We start from the raw sequence: 15,618 nt of genomic DNA on the forward strand, positions 1-15,618 counted from the left end.
GTGAAATTAGTGTCGCCTTCTTTCCCTCTCTTTCAAAATCAAACTCAACTCTCTTGAAGTTTGCCCTTTCACCGAAGTGTTTTCCTGTGCGCGCCTGATGAGATATGGAATAACATCACGCACAGGTCCGTAAGGAACATACTTGGAAACATTGTATCCTTCAGAAGCAAGATTATAAGAAATATGGTTGCTCATGCCGAGGAGTTGCGAGAAAAAAATATTCGGATGATTGTTCGGAAAATTTTTTTCTTTCATCTGGTTCACCACAAGCATTGAACTTTTTTCATTGTGCGAGGCACAGCAAAAAGAAATTCTGTCCAAATGCTCCATGCAGAAGCGAAGCGCGCCATCATAAAAAGAATCAGTGGCATCTTTTGAATCGTTGATGGGCGAGGGATAATTCATTTTCTCCGCGCGCGCTCTTTCTTTTTCCATATAGGCGCCACGCACGAGTTTTGCTCCGAGAAAATAATTTTTGCTTTTCGCTTGCAGAAAACAATCTATCAAATATTCGAGGCGGTCTCTGCGGTACATCTGAAAAGTATTGTACACAATTGCCTTTTCCTTATTATATAAAGACATCATTTCGTTTACTAGATTATCTACGGCTTTTTGAATCCAGCTTTCTTCGGCATCTACAAAAACAGGAATGCCTGCGTTAAAAGATGCTTTGCATATTCGATTGAAGCGTTCGTGCACGCGGTCAAATTCTCTTTTCTCGATTTCTGTCAGAACAGATTTTCCTTCGCTGACTTTTTCGAGAAGCGCAAACCTTGCCACGCCTGTTGGTTTGAAAACAGAAAAGCCGATGTTCTTATTTTTTTTTCCCTCGTTGATGATGGAAATAATTTCATCCGCGCACTGATCAAAATCTTTTTCACTGTGGTTGCCTTCCACCGAATAATCAAGAATGGATTTTATATTGAACTTCCCAAGTTGTTCGACTGCTTTTTTTGATTCCGCCACCGTTTCTCCTCCGCAAAACTGGCGGAAGATGGTGGGCTTGATAATCCATTTAATTGGGAAGTGAATCGCAAGCGCGATATCTGTAAGCCACTTGCCGATGCTCACTACCATTGGACTGCTCACCAATTCGAAAAGCCAATACGAACGCCTGAGATCAGAATCGGTCTGAGATGAAAAAGCAATTTCAGTGTTATCGAAGGAGACTGGCATAAATGGTTTGCGAATATAAATTTTTTGCCCGCTCAAAAAACTTTCTACCTTTGCCTGGAATGAAATTAACACAAACATATTTTTGGTTTTATCCTGCTTCGAAAAGGGAGGGATAAAATCATTTTATCAAAGGCATAACAGCCCCTCCCGAGAAATCGCGAGGGGTTTTTTGTTTGCCCCGTCCCTGAAGGGAGAAAAAGATGAATAAAGAAAAGAAAATAAAAGTTGCAATACAAGGAGCCCGCGGTTCGTTCCACGAACTTGCAGGCATAAAACATTTTGGCGATAACATTCAAATAATGGAGTGCGTTACTTTCAAAAATGTATTTGACAGTGTAATAAACGGAGAAGCCGCTTTCGGAATTACTGCAATTGAAAACACCGTTGCCGGAACCATTCTGCCTAACTATGCAATGCTGAGAGAATCGGGCGTAAAAATTATTGGAGAAGTTTATCTGCACATTCAGCAAAATCTTTTGGCGCTGAAGGGGCAAACCATTGAAGACATAAAAGAAGTTCATTCCCACCCGATGGCAATAATGCAGTGCCAGAATTTTTTTGAGAAGCATCAGCACATTAAACTCATAGAAGCCGATGACACCGCCTCCCGCGCAAAATGGATTTTTGAAAATAAGTTAAAAGCAATGGGAGCCATTGCCGGCATTCACGTTGCCAAAATGTACAACCTGCAAATTCTTTCCGAAGGAATTGAAACGCATAAAAAGAATTTCACGCGCTTCTTAGTAATCACTTGCCCTCTCCCTGGCTCCCTCTCCCAATGGGAGAGGGATGGGGTGAGGGCTGACAAAGCAACCGCTTGCTTCAACGTTTCAAATAAAAAAGGTTCTCTTGCAAAAGTGCTGACGAAACTTGCGGCTTATGATATTAATCTTTCAAAGATTCAATCTTTGCCGGTAATTGGTAAAGAATGGGAATACTACATTCACGTGGATATGGAATTTGAAAATTATTCCAACTACAAAAAAGCGCTCGAAGAAATTATGCCTTCGCTGAATGAATTTAAAATTCTTGGCGAGTATAAGCGGGGAAATAAAACTGATGGTAATGAAGCAACTGGTAACGAAGTAACGAATTTGGTTACGAATATCACAAATCATTCGTAAAATTCGTTATTGAGATTCGTAACTTCGTTACCAGGAAATTAAATTGACAAACATGATAATAAAACACAGCAAGAGATTAAATGATGTGCAGGAATATTATTTCTCGCAGAAGCTTTCGCAGATAAGAGAAATGGAAGCTGGCGGGAAAAAAATTATCAATCTCGGAATAGGAAGCCCCGATATGATGCCGTCTGAAAATACGATTGAAGAATTAATACGCTCGGCAAAAAATCCGAAGAGCCACGGCTACCAATCGTACAAAGGAATTCCGGAATTAAGAAAAGCTATTGCAAAGTTTTACAGCGAAACTTACAATACAAAGCTTGACAGCGAAACAGAAATTCTTCCTTTGCTCGGTTCTAAGGAAGGCATTACGCATATCTCGCTTTCATTTCTCGATGAAGGAGATTCAGTTCTCATTCCCGACCCCGGCTATCCGACTTATTCTTCCGTTTCAAAAATGTGCGGAGCCAATATTATTTATTACAACCTCAAAGAAAAAAATGATTGGCAACCGGATATTAATGAACTAAACTCCAAACTCCAAACTCCAAACTCCAAACTTAAAATTCTTTGGCTGAATTATCCGAACATGCCCACGGGCGCGGAAGCAAGCGATGAAAGTTTTGAAAAGTTAATTGCCTTCGCAAAGAAAAATAAAATCCTTCTCTGTCACGATAATCCTTACAGCATGGTGCTGAACAACGGAAAGCCGAAAAGTATTCTCAGTTACGAAGGAGCGAAAGATGTTGCGATTGAACTGAACTCACTCAGCAAATCATTTAACATGGCGGGCTGGCGCGTGGGATGGATTGCAGGAAAGAAAAATTACATTGATACAATTCTGAAAGTGAAAAGCAATGTAGATTCAGGAATGTTTTTACCGATACAAAAAGCATCCATTGAAGCTCTGAGCAATTCTTCGCTGTGGCATAACAAGCGCAACGAAGAATATAAGCGCAGGAGAGAAAAAGTTTGGGAACTGCTCGACATTCTCAAATGCGATTATTCCATTCATCAAGTTGGAATGTTTGTGTGGGCGAAAATAAAATCAGGAAAAAGTTCAGAATCATTTGTAGAAAAGATTCTGCAGGAAGCAAATGTTTTCATCACACCGGGATTTATTTTCGGAAAGAATGGAGAAGGTTATGTGCGCGTTTCTCTTTGCACTGAAGTGAAAACAATTGAAGAAGCAATAAAGCGAGTAAAAGAATTTCAGAAACAATCCAAACGATTGGCTGTATGAAAATAACTGTAATCGGTCTCGGACTCATAGGCGGTTCAATGGCGCTCGATTTGAAAACGAGAGGTTTTTGCACGCACGTGATTGGAGTTGACAACAACGCTGAGCATTGCAAGCAAGCATTGAAGCTTGGAATTGCAGGTGAAATAAAATCACTTAATGAATCTTTGCAATCGGATGTTGTTATTCTTTCTATTCCCGTAACTGAAACTGCGAACCTTCTTCCGCATATTCTAAATCACATAGGAGAAAATACGGTTGTGATGGATGTCGGCTCCACGAAACAGGAAATATGTAAAGCAATTAAAAAACATCCGAAGAGAGGGCAATTTGTTGCAACACATCCCATCGCAGGAACAGAATATTCGGGACCAACAGCCGCAATAAAAAATCTTTTTGATAATAAAGTTTGCATTCTCTGTGCCGATGACAGCGCGCTGTGGGTGGTGGAAAGAGTTTCGGAACTTTACGAAACGCTGAATATGAAATTACTTTTCATGAAGCCCGAAGAACACGATATGCACGTTGCGTACGTTTCGCACATTTCGCATATTTCTTCTTTCGCGCTTGCGACAACCGTTCTGGAGATGGAAAAAAACGCTTCCACGATTTTTAATCTTGCCGGTTCTGGATTTGCATCAACCGTTCGTCTCGCAAAAAGTTCTCCCGATATGTGGGCTCCCATCTTCGAGCAGAATTCAAAATATGTTTCCAAAGCGCTCGGCACATATATCAAACATCTGGAAAAATTCAAAAATCATATAGACAAAAAAAATACAAAAGCCACGCACGAAATAATGGAGAAGGCAAATGTTATAAGAAAAGTATTGGATAAAAAATAAATTTCAGTATAATGCTAATATGCGAATTGATACCAATGAAACTAATGATACGAATAAATACAAATATTAGTATGGCGGTTATTTGTATGATTGGTATCATTAGTACGCATTTGTATATTGGCATTACGCTTTAAAATATATTAGAATCATATAACACTATAAAAAATGGAAGCAACAAGTAAAATCAGAAACGTCCTCGGGCTCACGCTCGCAAATCCATTAGTGATTGCAGGACCTTGCAGCGCAGAAACCGAAGAACAAGTTCTCACCACAGCGAGACAAATTGCTGCGCTGGGGAAAGTAAATATTTTCCGCGCGGGAATCTGGAAACCGAGAACACGACCGGGACAGTTCGAAGGAATCGGCAGCATCGGGCTTGAATGGCTGAAAAAAGTAAAAGCAGAAACAGGTTTACCAACCGCAGTGGAAGTTGCGAATGTGAAGCACGTTTACGAAGCGCTTCGGATGGGAATTGATTTTCTCTGGATTGGCGCGCGCACAACGGTGAATCCGTTCAGCGTGCAGGAAATTGCAGATGCGTTGAAAGGAGTGAATGTTCCTGTGCTGATAAAAAATCCTGTGAACGCTGATTTGGATTTATGGATGGGAGCGATTGAACGAATTCAAAAAGCAGGCATCACAAAAATCGGTGCGATACACAGAGGATTTTCTTCTGCGGATAAATCTCAGTACAGGAACAAACCGATGTGGGAACTTCCGATTGAACTCAAGCGAAGAATGCCGGAGATACCGATGATTTGCGATCCGAGCCACATTTGCGGAAACCGCGAATTGCTTTTCAATGTTTCGCAAACGGCAATTGATTTGGATTACGAAGGGCTGATGATTGAAACGCATTGCAATCCGAATTCTGCGTTGAGTGATGCCAAACAACAAATAACACCCGATGAACTTGGAAAACTCATGGAGAAATTAGTGGTGCGACTTTCCACAGTAGAAGACAGAAAATTTCTTAGTTCGCTAGAAGATTTTCGCGACAGGATTGATGAACTCGATACAAAATTAATTTCTCTTCTTGCAGAGAGAATGGGGATTTCCCGTTCTATCGGAGAATACAAAAAACAAAATGGAGTTACGATTTTACAAAATGTGCGATGGAATGAAATTGTGGAGAAGCGAACAAAACAGGGAACCGAAAAACAACTCACAGAAGATTTTGTTATGAAGATTTTTGAAAGCATTCATCAGGAATCCATTCACCACCAGAAAACGGTGATGGAAAATCATCAAAGCGCAACAGCCAAATAGTAAATTTGCAGAATGAAAATCATTCAAGCGGAAAAATACAATATACATATAGGAAGCGAATCAATTTCTGAATTAGAAAAGTTTTTTGGAAATCATTCTCAGATTTTTGTTTTAGTTGATGAGAACACAAAGAAATATTGCCTGAAATATATCAAGTCGGCAGTCGGCAGTCGGCAGTCGGCAGTCATTCAAATTAAAAGTGGTGAGAAAAACAAAACACTCCGCACTTGCGAAAAAATCTGGAAAGAATTATCAAAACAAAATGCTGACAGAAAATCTATAATGATAAATCTTGGCGGAGGAGTGATTACTGACATAGGAGGATTCTGCGCTTCAACTTATAAAAGAAGAATTGATTTCATAAATATTCCAACAACTCTTCTCTCGCAAGTTGACGCATCGGTTGGCGGAAAAACAGGAATTGATTTTCTCGGCTATAAAAATCAAATCGGAACATTTTCATTTCCCAAAGCAGTTTTCATTAATCCTGATTTTCTGAAAACTCTAAGCAAAAGAGAATTGATTTCAGGATTCGCGGAAGTGATAAAGCATGGTTTGATTGCAGATAAAAATTATTGGCAGAAATTAAAAGACGCTTCGGCTCCGCTCAGCATGACAGCCGAAACGATTACACATTCCATCGAAATCAAAAATAAAATTGTTACTGCTGACCCTTACGAAAAAGGATTACGCAAAGTATTAAACTTCGGGCATACGATGGGTCACGCCATCGAAACAGCATCACTCAAAACCAAGAAGCCATTGCTTCACGGGGAAGCCATTGCCATAGGAATGATATGCGAATCTTACATCTCCAGAAAAGTTTTAGGATTATCATCTGAAGAACTTCATGAAATCACTTCATTCATAATTCCTCTTTTCAAGACGAAAGCAATTAAACAATCTTCAAAACAATTAATTTCGCTGATGAAACAGGACAAAAAGAATATGGCTTTGCATCCCGATGTAATCGGGATAGATTCAGAAATTAATTTCACTCTTCTTTCGTCCATCGGTAAAGCGGAAATAAACAATTCCTGTTCTGAAGAACTGATAGAAGAAGCAATAAAGTTTTTCAATTCTCTTTGTGAATAGTTTTCTTTCCTTTGTTTCACCAACTAAAAATTGTTTGTAGTTTAGTACTCGAATTTCATAATCCTCATTGTGAATTATAAAGTTTCCAAGCCCGACAAACGTCTTCAGGGAACAATTTATCTAACCGCTTCAAAAAGTGAAAGCAACCGCGTGCTTCTTGTGCAGGCATTGAGCACGCAGCGTTTTCGCACCACCAATCTTGCCGATTCACTCGACACACAAATTCTTGCGGAGATTTTAAAAAATGAAACTTCAGGCGAGCACGCGAACACGCTGAAGAAATTAAATGTAGAAGTAAGTTATTACACCGGTCCCGGAGGAACCACCATGCGTTTTCTCACTGCATTTTTTGCATCGCGCGAGGGAACAAGAATTCTTTCCGGCTCCGACAGAATGAACCAGCGCCCCATCAAACCATTGGTGGATGCGCTCGTCAAACTCGGAGCAAAAATTTCTTATCTCGGAACAGAAGGATGCCCTCCAATAAAAATTGAAGGCAAAAAATTAAAAGGCGGAAACATTGACATGGATGCGGGCGTGAGCAGCCAGTTCATCACCGCGCTGCTGCTCATTGCGCCAAGTTTGGAAAAAGGGTTGAACATTCATCTCAAAGGAAGAATTGTTTCGCGTTCCTATATTATGATGACGCTGAAAGTGCTCGAACACTTCGGAATAAAATTTACATGGGAAGGAAATATTATTTCCATTCCTCACCAGGAATACCAGGGATGGGATTATCACGTGGAGGGCGACTGGAGTTCTGCTTCCTACTGGTATGAAATGGCTGCCATTGCAAAAGATGCCAACCTGACGATTAAAGGACTGAGAAGAAAATCTATTCAGGGCGACTCGGTGGTGGCAGAGTTGTTCCGGTTTTTTGGTGTGAGCACGGAATTTACCGAAGAGGGAGTCAAACTTTCAAAAACAAATTATATACCTGAACTTTTGGGATTTGATTTCTCCGATTATCCTGACATTGCACAAACGGCTGCCGTCACCGCTTCGGTTTTAAAAATTCCCATGCAGTTGAACGGCCTGCATACGCTTCGCTTAAAGGAAACCGACCGCATTCAGGCATTGAAGAATGAACTGAAAAAAACAGGAGTGGAGGCGAAAGAAACCGGAGAAGCCGCACTTGAAATTAATTTCCCGGATAAAAATAAAAAAAGCGAAGGCGTTTCTTCCGAGTTGGAATTTAAAACGTACTCAGACCACCGCATGGCAATGGCGTTTGCCCCGCTGGCGCTTGTATACGATGAAGTGAAAATTGAAAACCCCGCCATTGTAAATAAATCGTATCCCGATTACTGGAATGATTTAAAGCAAATGGGTTTTGAAATTAAGGAAGAGAGTTAGTAAATCACCACATCATAGGGCAATCTCATTTGCACGCCCTGGTATTTGAAAATAGTTTCGAGTTGATGGTTAATGGTTGATGGCTGATGGCTGATGGGATTAAACGAATAGGAAAATCCAAATAACCATTCGCAGATTCGCAGCATATTCGGGATTCGTACATAAGATTCTTCTTCGTCTAAAATATTTCCGAAGATTTCTGAGAACGGGTCTTTTTGTTTGGGCAGTTCCATGATTTCATATTTTTTCAGGTTGGCTTTCTTCGCGGCAAGCGCAATGGCATCTTTCATTCCGCCAAATTCATCCACCAGCCCAATTCTTTTTCCGTCAATGCCGCTCCACACTCTTCCCTGCCCAATGCTGTCCACTTGCGCGCTGGTCATATTTCTTCCTTCGCCAACTTTCGTGATGAAATCGGTGTAAACATTTTCAATCCACTTCTGAATCACTTCGCCTTCTTCTTTTTTTACAGGACGGTAAAAAGACATAATGTCGGCATGTTTGTTTGTGTTCACGGTGTCAATGGTAATTCCGAATTTATTTTCAAACAAACCTTTTCCATTCGGCACAACTCCGAAAACTCCTATGGAACCGGTGATAGTATTGGGATGAGCGACAATTGCATCGGCCGCGCAGGAAATATAATATCCGCCCGAAGCGGCAACATCTCCCATGGAAACCACCACGGGTTTTGCTTTTTTGGCGAGCGCAACTTCGCGCCAGATTACATCGGAAGCAAGTGAACTTCCGCCCGGAGAATTTATGCGGAGCACAATGGCTTTCACATTTTCATCCGTGCGCGCCTGGCGGATTGCTTTTGAGAGCCGCTCGGAGCCGATGGAAGTTTCCTCTCCTTCTCCACCCATAATATCGCCTTGCGCGTACACCACTGCAATTTTATTGCTGCTGAAAGTTTCACTCTTCTTCGGAACGCGGGAATATTTTCTGAACTCCACGTAATTTACTTTGTCAAGCGAAGAAGCGCCCGAAAGTTTTTTTAGTATGTCGAGCATTTCATCTTTGTAAATGAGTTGGTCAACTAATTTATAAGTGAGCGCGCTTTTTCCATCGGTAATCAGCATGTTGTTTGCATAGCGGTTCAGTTCTTCCACGGAAATATTCCGCTCTTTGGAAATTCCTTCTTCCACATACTTCCAGATTGACTTCAGATACGTTTCCGTTTGCTCGCGGTTCTCTTTGCTCATTTTATCGAGGAAGTACGGCTCGGTGGCGCTTTTGAATTTTCCGTGACGGTAAATCTGCACATCCACTTCCAGTTTGTCCAGCATTTTTTTGAAGAACATGATTTGCCGGCTCAATCCTTTGAAGTCAACCATTCCTTCGGGGTTGAGATAAATTTTATCGGCAACGGTTGCAAGATAATACGCGCCCTGAGAATATCCTTCGCTGTATGCGACAATAAATTTTTTTGCCTGCCCCTTCGGGGACGCTTTGAATTCTATTAATGCATTTCGGATTTCTTCGAGCGTGGCAATGCCTGCGGGAATGGACGAAATGTCGAGATAAATTCCTTTAATGTTGTTATCTTCTTTTGCTTTTTCAATGTTGGCGAGAATGGTGTTCAAGCCAATAGGCATTCTATCCATGCCGCCAAAATCAAAATCTTCAAAAGGGTTTTTTGGCGCGCGCTCGCGGATTTCAGAATCAAATTTCAGGTGAAGAATGGAATTGGATTTTATCCGCAGCGGTTTTTCTTCGTGCGTTGCAATAGTCGAAACCGATTTAACAAATACGGCTACAATTACCAAAAAAATAAAAAGAAAAGTAACGAAAACGCCAAGCAGCGTGCCTAGAAATGAACCCCAGAAGTTTTTCATTGATGAATGATTAATGAATATTTATTATTTGAGTTGCAAACTTATTAAAAAACAATTGGCAGTCAGCAATGAATAACGGGCAAATGATTTGAACAATTTCCCTACTGTCTGCACCTGTTTCGTAATTTCGTATCAATTAGTTTTTCGAAGATTTATGAACAAGGCATACCTTCTGCTGGGAAGCAATCTTGGAGAAAGAGAAAATTATTTGCTTGATGCGAAAGCGCAGGTTAAAAAAAATATTGGCAAGATAATTTCTGAATCTTCCTTATATAATACAGCCGCATGGGGAAAAGAAAGTCAAAATGATTTTCTGAACCAGGTAATTTCTGTCGAAACAAATTTACCGGCTGAAAAACTTTTGGAAGCAATTCTTTCCATTGAAAAAAAAATGGGAAGGGAGCGGAATAAAAAATGGGAGGCGCGGATTATTGATATTGATATTTTGTTTTTCAATGATGAAATCATTCGAACAAAAAACCTCACCGTTCCACATCCGCATTTGCACGAAAGAAGATTTGCGCTTGTTCCGCTGGCGGAAATTGCCGCAGATTTTATTCATCCTGTTTTAAAAAAATCTATCAAATCTCTTTTGCGAGAATGCAAGGACAACCTTGAAGTAAAAATCCTCCCAATCATAAAATGAAACGACTTCCTTTTTTTATTTCCATAGAAGGAAACATTGGCGCAGGAAAAACCACGCTGGCAAAAATTCTTGCGAAGGAATTAAACGCTTCATTACTTTTGGAAAAGTTCGAACAAAATCCTCATCTCGAAAAGTTTTATAAAAACCCCAAACAGCATGCGTTGCCGGTTGAACTCTGGTTTCTGGCGGAAAGGTTTGAACAAATGAAATCTCAAATCTCAAATCTCAAATCTCAAATCCTGATTTCCGATTACAACATTGACAAATGCCTCATCTTTGCAAAAGCAAATCTTTCAAAAGAAGATTTTCTGATTTATAAAAAGTTTTTTGAAATCATTCAGCCATTGATTCCACAACCCAATCTTTTGATTTATCTTCACCAAAATCTAAATCAACTCAGAAAAAATATTCAGAAGCGCGGAAGAACTTACGAGAAAAAAATTTCATTCAATTATCTTAATAAAATTCAAAAAGGATATGAATCTTACATTAGAGGAAAGAACAGAAAACGGGTTTTAATTTTAGATTGCCACTCCTTCAACTTGCTTGAAAAAGATCCTATTGAAACCCTGGTTTCTAGGATAGAACGAACATTGAGTTGTTAACAAGACCTACTGATAAAAAAATTTGCTTTGTTCAAAAAATAATTACTTTTGTCTCAATTCTTACAAAAATCAATCCCCTGAAACCAAAACCAATTCATTCAATATGAAAAACCAATTACAAAACATTGCTTTGTCAATGCTCGCTGTTGCAGGTCTTGCCTCGTGTGCCGGCTTGGGTTCCATGATGAAGAAATATGATAAAATGGTAAAGTATGAAGTGAAACCTAACCCGCTTGAAATGCATGGAGATACTGTTGCGGTGAATGTTAGCGGAAAATATGACCCGAAATATTTTGCAAAAAAAGTTGAACTCACCATCACCCCAACTCTTAAATGGAATGGCGGAGAAAAAGCACTGAAACCCGTAACCGTAAAAGGAGAAAAAGTAACCGAGGGAAGCGGAACCACTGTTGTGTTTAAAGATGGCGGAAGTTTTTCTTACACCGACAGAACTGCTTACATGCCCGAAATGAAAAACTGCGACCTCGTTTTGAAAATTAAAGGCAAGCAAAAAAGCAAGGAAAAAGATTTTCCTGAGAAAAAAGTTGGAGACGGAACAATTATTACTCCTCTTCTGGTGAAGAACGATGAAAAACCTTTGCTCGGCAAAGATAATTTTCAGAAAACCTATCCTGTAACTCAGCAAACTCAGATTTTCTTTCTGGTGAATATGTCTGACATCCGCTCTTCCGAAGTGAAAGGCGAAAGCATGACGGCTACTCAAAAATTCATTGAAGAAAAACGTGTGGCGAAAAGATTTGTTTTCAAGAATGCAAATATTTCTGCTTATGCTTCTCCCGATGGAGAACTTTCGCTTAACGACCACCTTGCTAAAGACCGCGCGAAATCCACTTCAAAGTATTACATGAATCTTGCAAAAGGAAAACAAAAAGATAAAACACAAACGCTTCCCGGTGCCGATGCGGAAACTTTCTATACCGTTGTAACCACCGCAGAAGATTGGGATGGATTCAAAACCGCTATGCAGGCATCGGGAATAAAAGATAAAGAACTTGTGCTGCGCGTTCTGGAAATGTATCCTGACGGAGAAAAGCGCGAGAAGGAAATCAAAAATCTTTCTGCCACTTACAACGAAATCCGCGAACAGATTCTTCCCAAACTCCGCAGAAGCGTGATGACATGGAACTGCGAACAGCAAAGCCGGAGCGATGAAGAAATTTCTAAACTCGCTTCCACCACCCCCGATAGTTTGGCGAAAGAAGAAATTCTTTATGCAGCAACTCTTTCAACCGACATCAACACAAAACTGAACATTTACAAAAATGCCGACCGCATGTATGGCTCCGATGACTGGAGGCCATCCAACAACGTTGCCTATTGTAACATCATGCTCAACAAACCTTCCGATGCGCAAACTGCCATTGATAAAGCGAAAGGAATGAACCAGGGAAATGAAGTGATGGACAATGCGGGAATTCTGAAACGCTGGAGTGGTGACCGGAAAGCGGCTATGGAAATGTATAACAAAGCCGGTTCAGGAATGGAAGTGAATCACAACAAAGGAATCGTAAACATCCGCGATGGAAAATATACCGATGCCCTTGGAAACTTTGGTGCAGAAAATTCTTTCAATGCCGCGCTTGCAAAAGTTCTTGCCGGAAACGGAGATGGCGCGCTCACCACCCTTGATGCCAGCATGGAAAAAGAAGACGCGCTTTCCTATTACCTGAAAGCAATTGTTGGCGCACGCCAGGGAAAAGCAGATTTGCTCATCAACAATCTAAAGATTGCAATTAACAAAGATGCTTCCTTCAAGAGCAAAGCGAAAGAGGATTTGGAATTTTTTAAGTTCCGCGATAACGCTGACTTCAAAGCGCTGGTAGGATAAAAGTTCTGTTAACTAAAGCGTGTTAAAAACCCTCCACTACGGAGGGTTTTTTTATTTATCATTCTCCTAATTTTGTGTAAATAAAAAATTTATGTCTTGAAAAAGATTTTTATTCTTCTTTTTCTGTTTTCGTTTTCAAAAGTTTTCTCACAAGCGCAGGACAGCGCGCAAAAATTTTCCCTCGACCTCAAAGGGCAGATTAAATTCGGAAAACAAAATCTTGATTCCACCACTGTGTATGTATACGATGATACCACTTCCACCATCGTAACACAAATTACATCCGATGTAAAGGGCTGGGTGGCATTTGCTATTCCGCTGAAAAGATTTTTTGTGGTGAAGTTTACCAAGCCCGGTTATGTAACTAAAATTATCACCATTGACACGCATGTTCCCAAGACAAGCAAAGGAAATTATTTTTTCGGATTTTCCATTGACTTGTTTGAAGAAATTCCGGAACTGGATGTTTCTGTTCTCAAGCATCCCATAGCCAAAATTTTCTTTAACACGTTTACAAAAAAATTTGATTACGATTACAACTACACTGCTAAAATAAATGAACGGGTAAAAGAAATGTATCGCAAATATTTTCTTCTGAAAAAAGAAGGCAAAGGAATTCAGGCAAAAGTTTCGCAGCCGGATACAGCAGCAACTCCCATCGCTCCTCGTATTCCAGATACATTGGTGGCAGATACATCCCGCATGATGGTTGCTGATACGGCAGAGAAATATCATTTTTCAAAAATTATATTTTCAGTGCAGGTGTTGGCAGTTACGCAGCCGGCTTCAAAAAACGGGAAACTGTTCAGGCAATTTAAAAATGTAAAAGATTATAAAGATAAATCAGACAACCTGTACAAATATTACATAGGAGAATTCAGCAATTACGAAGACGCAAAAAAAATGCTTGACAGCATCCGTCCGCAGATTCCGAAAGCAGATGCATTTATAATTGTATTCAAAGACGGGAAAAGAATTCCTGCCAGAGAAGCCATTGAGTTCAGAAAATAATTTTCCTTTCTCATAATTAAAATTCAGAGGGCTTTTTTATTTTATTTTTGTTCCCTGAATAATTTTCCGGTGAAACACTTGCCTATAAATAGTTTTTTGTTCTTCCTGCTTTTTTTTCCTGCTGCTGTATTTGGTTTTCACCGGGGAGATTCTCTGCATAAATTTTCTCTCGACATGAAAGGAAAGGTCATGTTCGAAAAAAAAACATTGGATAAATCTTTTGTCCGAGTGTATGCTGAAAACTCTTCCGCCTTATTGCAGAAAATTGAATCCGATGCTTCGGGGTGGGTGGCATTTCAATTGCCGCTGCAAAAATTTTATACAGTTAAAATTTCCAAATACGGATACGTTACAAAAATTATTACGGTGGATGCCGCCATGCCTAAGTCGCTTGAAAAAGGAGATTATTATTTTGAATTTTCAGTTGATTTGTTTGAAGAAATAGAAGGGCTGGATGTTTCGCTGCTGAAGGAGCCGGTGGCAAAAATATTCTTCAATACCTTCACAAAAAAATTTGATTACGATTATAACTATACTGCAAAAATAAATAACGATGTAAAAAAACTTTACAGCAATTATCAGTTGCTGAAGAAGCAGGGCAAGGTTCAGGTCTTTGAAAAAACCGAAGAAACAAAAACAGAAGTTTTTCCGGACACAGTAAAAAATGCAGATGTAAAAGCCGATACACCTAAAAAACCTTCTGTAATATTTTCTGTGGAAGTATTATCGTCCAGCGAACAGATTCCTAAAAATTCTTCCTTGTTAAAGGGAATAGTAAATGCGAAAGAATATTTTGAGGATGAACTTTATAAATATTATATAGGAGAATATGCCACTTCCAGGGAAGCGGAAAAAATGAAAGAGGATATTCTCGGCTTTTTTCCGACAGCGCGCATCATTGCTTTTAAGGAAGGAAAAAAAATTCCATTGGAAGAAGCAACTCAGAAATAATTTTTTCTTTCCCTGAAAAATTCCCAGAGCACAACTCCCACGCTTACTGCAATATTCAGAGAGTGTTTAGTTCCTTCCTGAGGAATTTCAATGCAGCCATCGCATAAATCAATTATTTCCTGCTGAACTCCGTTTACTTCGTGGCCAAAAATTAAAGCGAGTTTGCTGTCAGTTGTTAGTTGCCCGTTGTTAGTTGGCAACTGACTACTGACCACTGACCACTGACTTAGTTTAATACTTTTCTCAGCTTGTTCAACAGCATAGATTTTATATTTTATTTCTTTTATTTCCTTTATTGCTTCCGTAGTTGTTTTAAAATATTTCCACTTCACTGTTTCTTCTGCGCCCAGCGCTGTCTTTGCAATTTCTTTATGCGGAGGATGACAAGTGATTCCGCAGAGATAAATTGCTTCCACAGGAAATGCATCAGCCGTGCGGAAAACGGAACCGACATTATACGCGCTTCGCACATTATCCAATACAATTATTACCGGAAGTTTTTTTGCAGAGCGAAATTCTTCCGGAGATTTTCTTCCCAGTTCAGCGTTGGTTAGTTTCTTCATGATGCGGGTAACGAATCTTCTGCGAATCTACGAATGATAGCAAGAATCAT

General features: G+C 39.9%; 14 protein-coding genes. 11 read left to right on the forward strand and 3 right to left on the reverse strand.

Features of this window, described 5'->3' with window-relative positions:
* Positions 1–6 precede the first annotated feature (6 nt).
* Entirely contained in the window at positions 7–1,176 is a 1,170-nt protein-coding gene (locus HY063_05430; protein ID MBI3501218.1) for a proline dehydrogenase family protein, read from the reverse strand.
* A 200-nt stretch (positions 1,177–1,376) separates the two neighbouring features.
* Here HY063_05430 and HY063_05435 point away from each other — a divergent pair, with 200 nt between their 5' ends.
* The 6 genes from HY063_05435 to aroA all read left to right on the forward strand — a co-directional run bounded on the left by HY063_05435 (position 1,377) and on the right by aroA (position 8,105).
* Positions 1,377–2,300, forward strand: a complete 924-nt coding sequence (locus HY063_05435; GenBank protein MBI3501219.1) for a prephenate dehydratase — start codon at positions 1,377–1,379, stop codon at positions 2,298–2,300.
* 52 nt (positions 2,301–2,352) lie between these two features.
* Positions 2,353–3,546, forward strand: a complete 1,194-nt coding sequence (locus HY063_05440; GenBank protein MBI3501220.1) for an aminotransferase class I/II-fold pyridoxal phosphate-dependent enzyme — start codon at positions 2,353–2,355, stop codon at positions 3,544–3,546.
* Positions 3,543–4,385: a prephenate dehydrogenase gene (locus HY063_05445; protein MBI3501221.1), complete on the forward strand. Its 843-nt coding sequence runs from the start codon at positions 3,543–3,545 to the stop codon at positions 4,383–4,385. Before HY063_05440 ends, HY063_05445 begins: the two co-directional genes overlap by 4 nt.
* A 165-nt stretch (positions 4,386–4,550) precedes the next feature.
* Positions 4,551–5,654, forward strand: a complete 1,104-nt coding sequence (locus HY063_05450) for a bifunctional 3-deoxy-7-phosphoheptulonate synthase/chorismate mutase type II (protein MBI3501222.1) — start codon at positions 4,551–4,553, stop codon at positions 5,652–5,654.
* 12 nt (positions 5,655–5,666) lie between these two features.
* Complete coding sequence (gene aroB, locus HY063_05455) at positions 5,667–6,749, forward strand: 3-dehydroquinate synthase (protein MBI3501223.1); 1,083 nt, start codon at positions 5,667–5,669, stop codon at positions 6,747–6,749.
* Positions 6,750–6,818: 69 nt separating this feature from the next.
* Positions 6,819–8,105, forward strand: a complete 1,287-nt coding sequence (gene aroA, locus HY063_05460) for a 3-phosphoshikimate 1-carboxyvinyltransferase (GenBank protein ID MBI3501224.1) — start codon at positions 6,819–6,821, stop codon at positions 8,103–8,105.
* Here the strand turns inward: aroA and sppA are convergent.
* Positions 8,102–9,943, reverse strand: coding sequence for a signal peptide peptidase SppA (gene sppA, locus HY063_05465; protein ID MBI3501225.1), 1,842 nt, complete (start codon positions 9,941–9,943; stop codon positions 8,102–8,104). The two genes, aroA and sppA, sit on opposite strands and share 4 nt — an antisense overlap.
* A 154-nt stretch (positions 9,944–10,097) precedes the next feature.
* On the opposite strand from sppA, the gene folK reads away from it, so the two are divergent.
* The 5 genes from folK (at position 10,098) to HY063_05490 (ending at position 15,005) form a co-directional block, all read left to right on the forward strand.
* On the forward strand, positions 10,098–10,589 hold the full coding sequence (folK, locus tag HY063_05470; GenBank protein MBI3501226.1) for a 2-amino-4-hydroxy-6-hydroxymethyldihydropteridine diphosphokinase: 492 nt from the start codon (positions 10,098–10,100) through the stop codon (positions 10,587–10,589).
* A complete protein-coding gene (locus HY063_05475) occupies positions 10,586–11,194 on the forward strand; it encodes a deoxynucleoside kinase (GenBank protein MBI3501227.1) in 609 nt (202 codons plus the stop codon). The genes folK and HY063_05475 overlap by 4 nt, the downstream gene beginning before the upstream one ends.
* 103 nt (positions 11,195–11,297) lie before the next feature.
* Positions 11,298–13,043, forward strand: a complete 1,746-nt coding sequence (locus HY063_05480) for a hypothetical protein (GenBank protein ID MBI3501228.1) — start codon at positions 11,298–11,300, stop codon at positions 13,041–13,043.
* Positions 13,044–13,139: 96 nt separating this feature from the next.
* Complete coding sequence (locus HY063_05485; protein MBI3501229.1) at positions 13,140–14,054, forward strand: hypothetical protein; 915 nt, start codon at positions 13,140–13,142, stop codon at positions 14,052–14,054.
* A 174-nt stretch (positions 14,055–14,228) separates the two neighbouring features.
* Positions 14,229–15,005 (forward strand): hypothetical protein, encoded by a 777-nt coding sequence (locus HY063_05490; protein ID MBI3501230.1) that lies wholly within the window; start codon positions 14,229–14,231, stop codon positions 15,003–15,005.
* Here HY063_05490 and HY063_05495 read toward each other — a convergent pair.
* On the reverse strand, positions 14,996–15,568 hold the full coding sequence (locus tag HY063_05495) for an RNA methyltransferase (GenBank protein MBI3501231.1): 573 nt from the start codon (positions 15,566–15,568) through the stop codon (positions 14,996–14,998). The genes HY063_05490 and HY063_05495 overlap by 10 nt on opposite strands.
* Positions 15,569–15,618: the final 50 nt, after the last annotated feature.

It is taken from the genome of Bacteroidota bacterium, assembly GCA_016195025.1.
In the GTDB taxonomy this organism is placed as follows: Bacteria; Bacteroidota; Bacteroidia; order Palsa-948; family Palsa-948; genus Palsa-948.

What these genes read in the sequence shown, in the direction of transcription:
- HY063_05430 (MBI3501218.1), bottom strand. Translation starts at nt 1,176, where the DNA reads ATGCCAGTCTCCTTCGATAACACTGAAATTGCTTTTTCATCTCAGACC.
- HY063_05435 (MBI3501219.1), top strand. Translation starts at nt 1,377, where the DNA reads ATGAATAAAGAAAAGAAAATAAAAGTTGCAATACAAGGAGCCCGCGGT.
- HY063_05440 (MBI3501220.1), top strand. Translation starts at nt 2,353, where the DNA reads ATGATAATAAAACACAGCAAGAGATTAAATGATGTGCAGGAATATTAT.
- HY063_05445 (MBI3501221.1), top strand. Translation starts at nt 3,543, where the DNA reads ATGAAAATAACTGTAATCGGTCTCGGACTCATAGGCGGTTCAATGGCG.
- HY063_05450 (MBI3501222.1), top strand. Translation starts at nt 4,551, where the DNA reads ATGGAAGCAACAAGTAAAATCAGAAACGTCCTCGGGCTCACGCTCGCA.
- aroB (MBI3501223.1), top strand. Translation starts at nt 5,667, where the DNA reads ATGAAAATCATTCAAGCGGAAAAATACAATATACATATAGGAAGCGAA.
- sppA (MBI3501225.1), bottom strand. Translation starts at nt 9,943, where the DNA reads ATGAAAAACTTCTGGGGTTCATTTCTAGGCACGCTGCTTGGCGTTTTC.
- folK (MBI3501226.1), top strand. Translation starts at nt 10,098, where the DNA reads ATGAACAAGGCATACCTTCTGCTGGGAAGCAATCTTGGAGAAAGAGAA.
- HY063_05475 (MBI3501227.1), top strand. Translation starts at nt 10,586, where the DNA reads ATGAAACGACTTCCTTTTTTTATTTCCATAGAAGGAAACATTGGCGCA.
- HY063_05480 (MBI3501228.1), top strand. Translation starts at nt 11,298, where the DNA reads ATGAAAAACCAATTACAAAACATTGCTTTGTCAATGCTCGCTGTTGCA.
- HY063_05490 (MBI3501230.1), top strand. Translation starts at nt 14,229, where the DNA reads ATGAAAGGAAAGGTCATGTTCGAAAAAAAAACATTGGATAAATCTTTT.
- HY063_05495 (MBI3501231.1), bottom strand. Translation starts at nt 15,568, where the DNA reads ATGAAGAAACTAACCAACGCTGAACTGGGAAGAAAATCTCCGGAAGAA.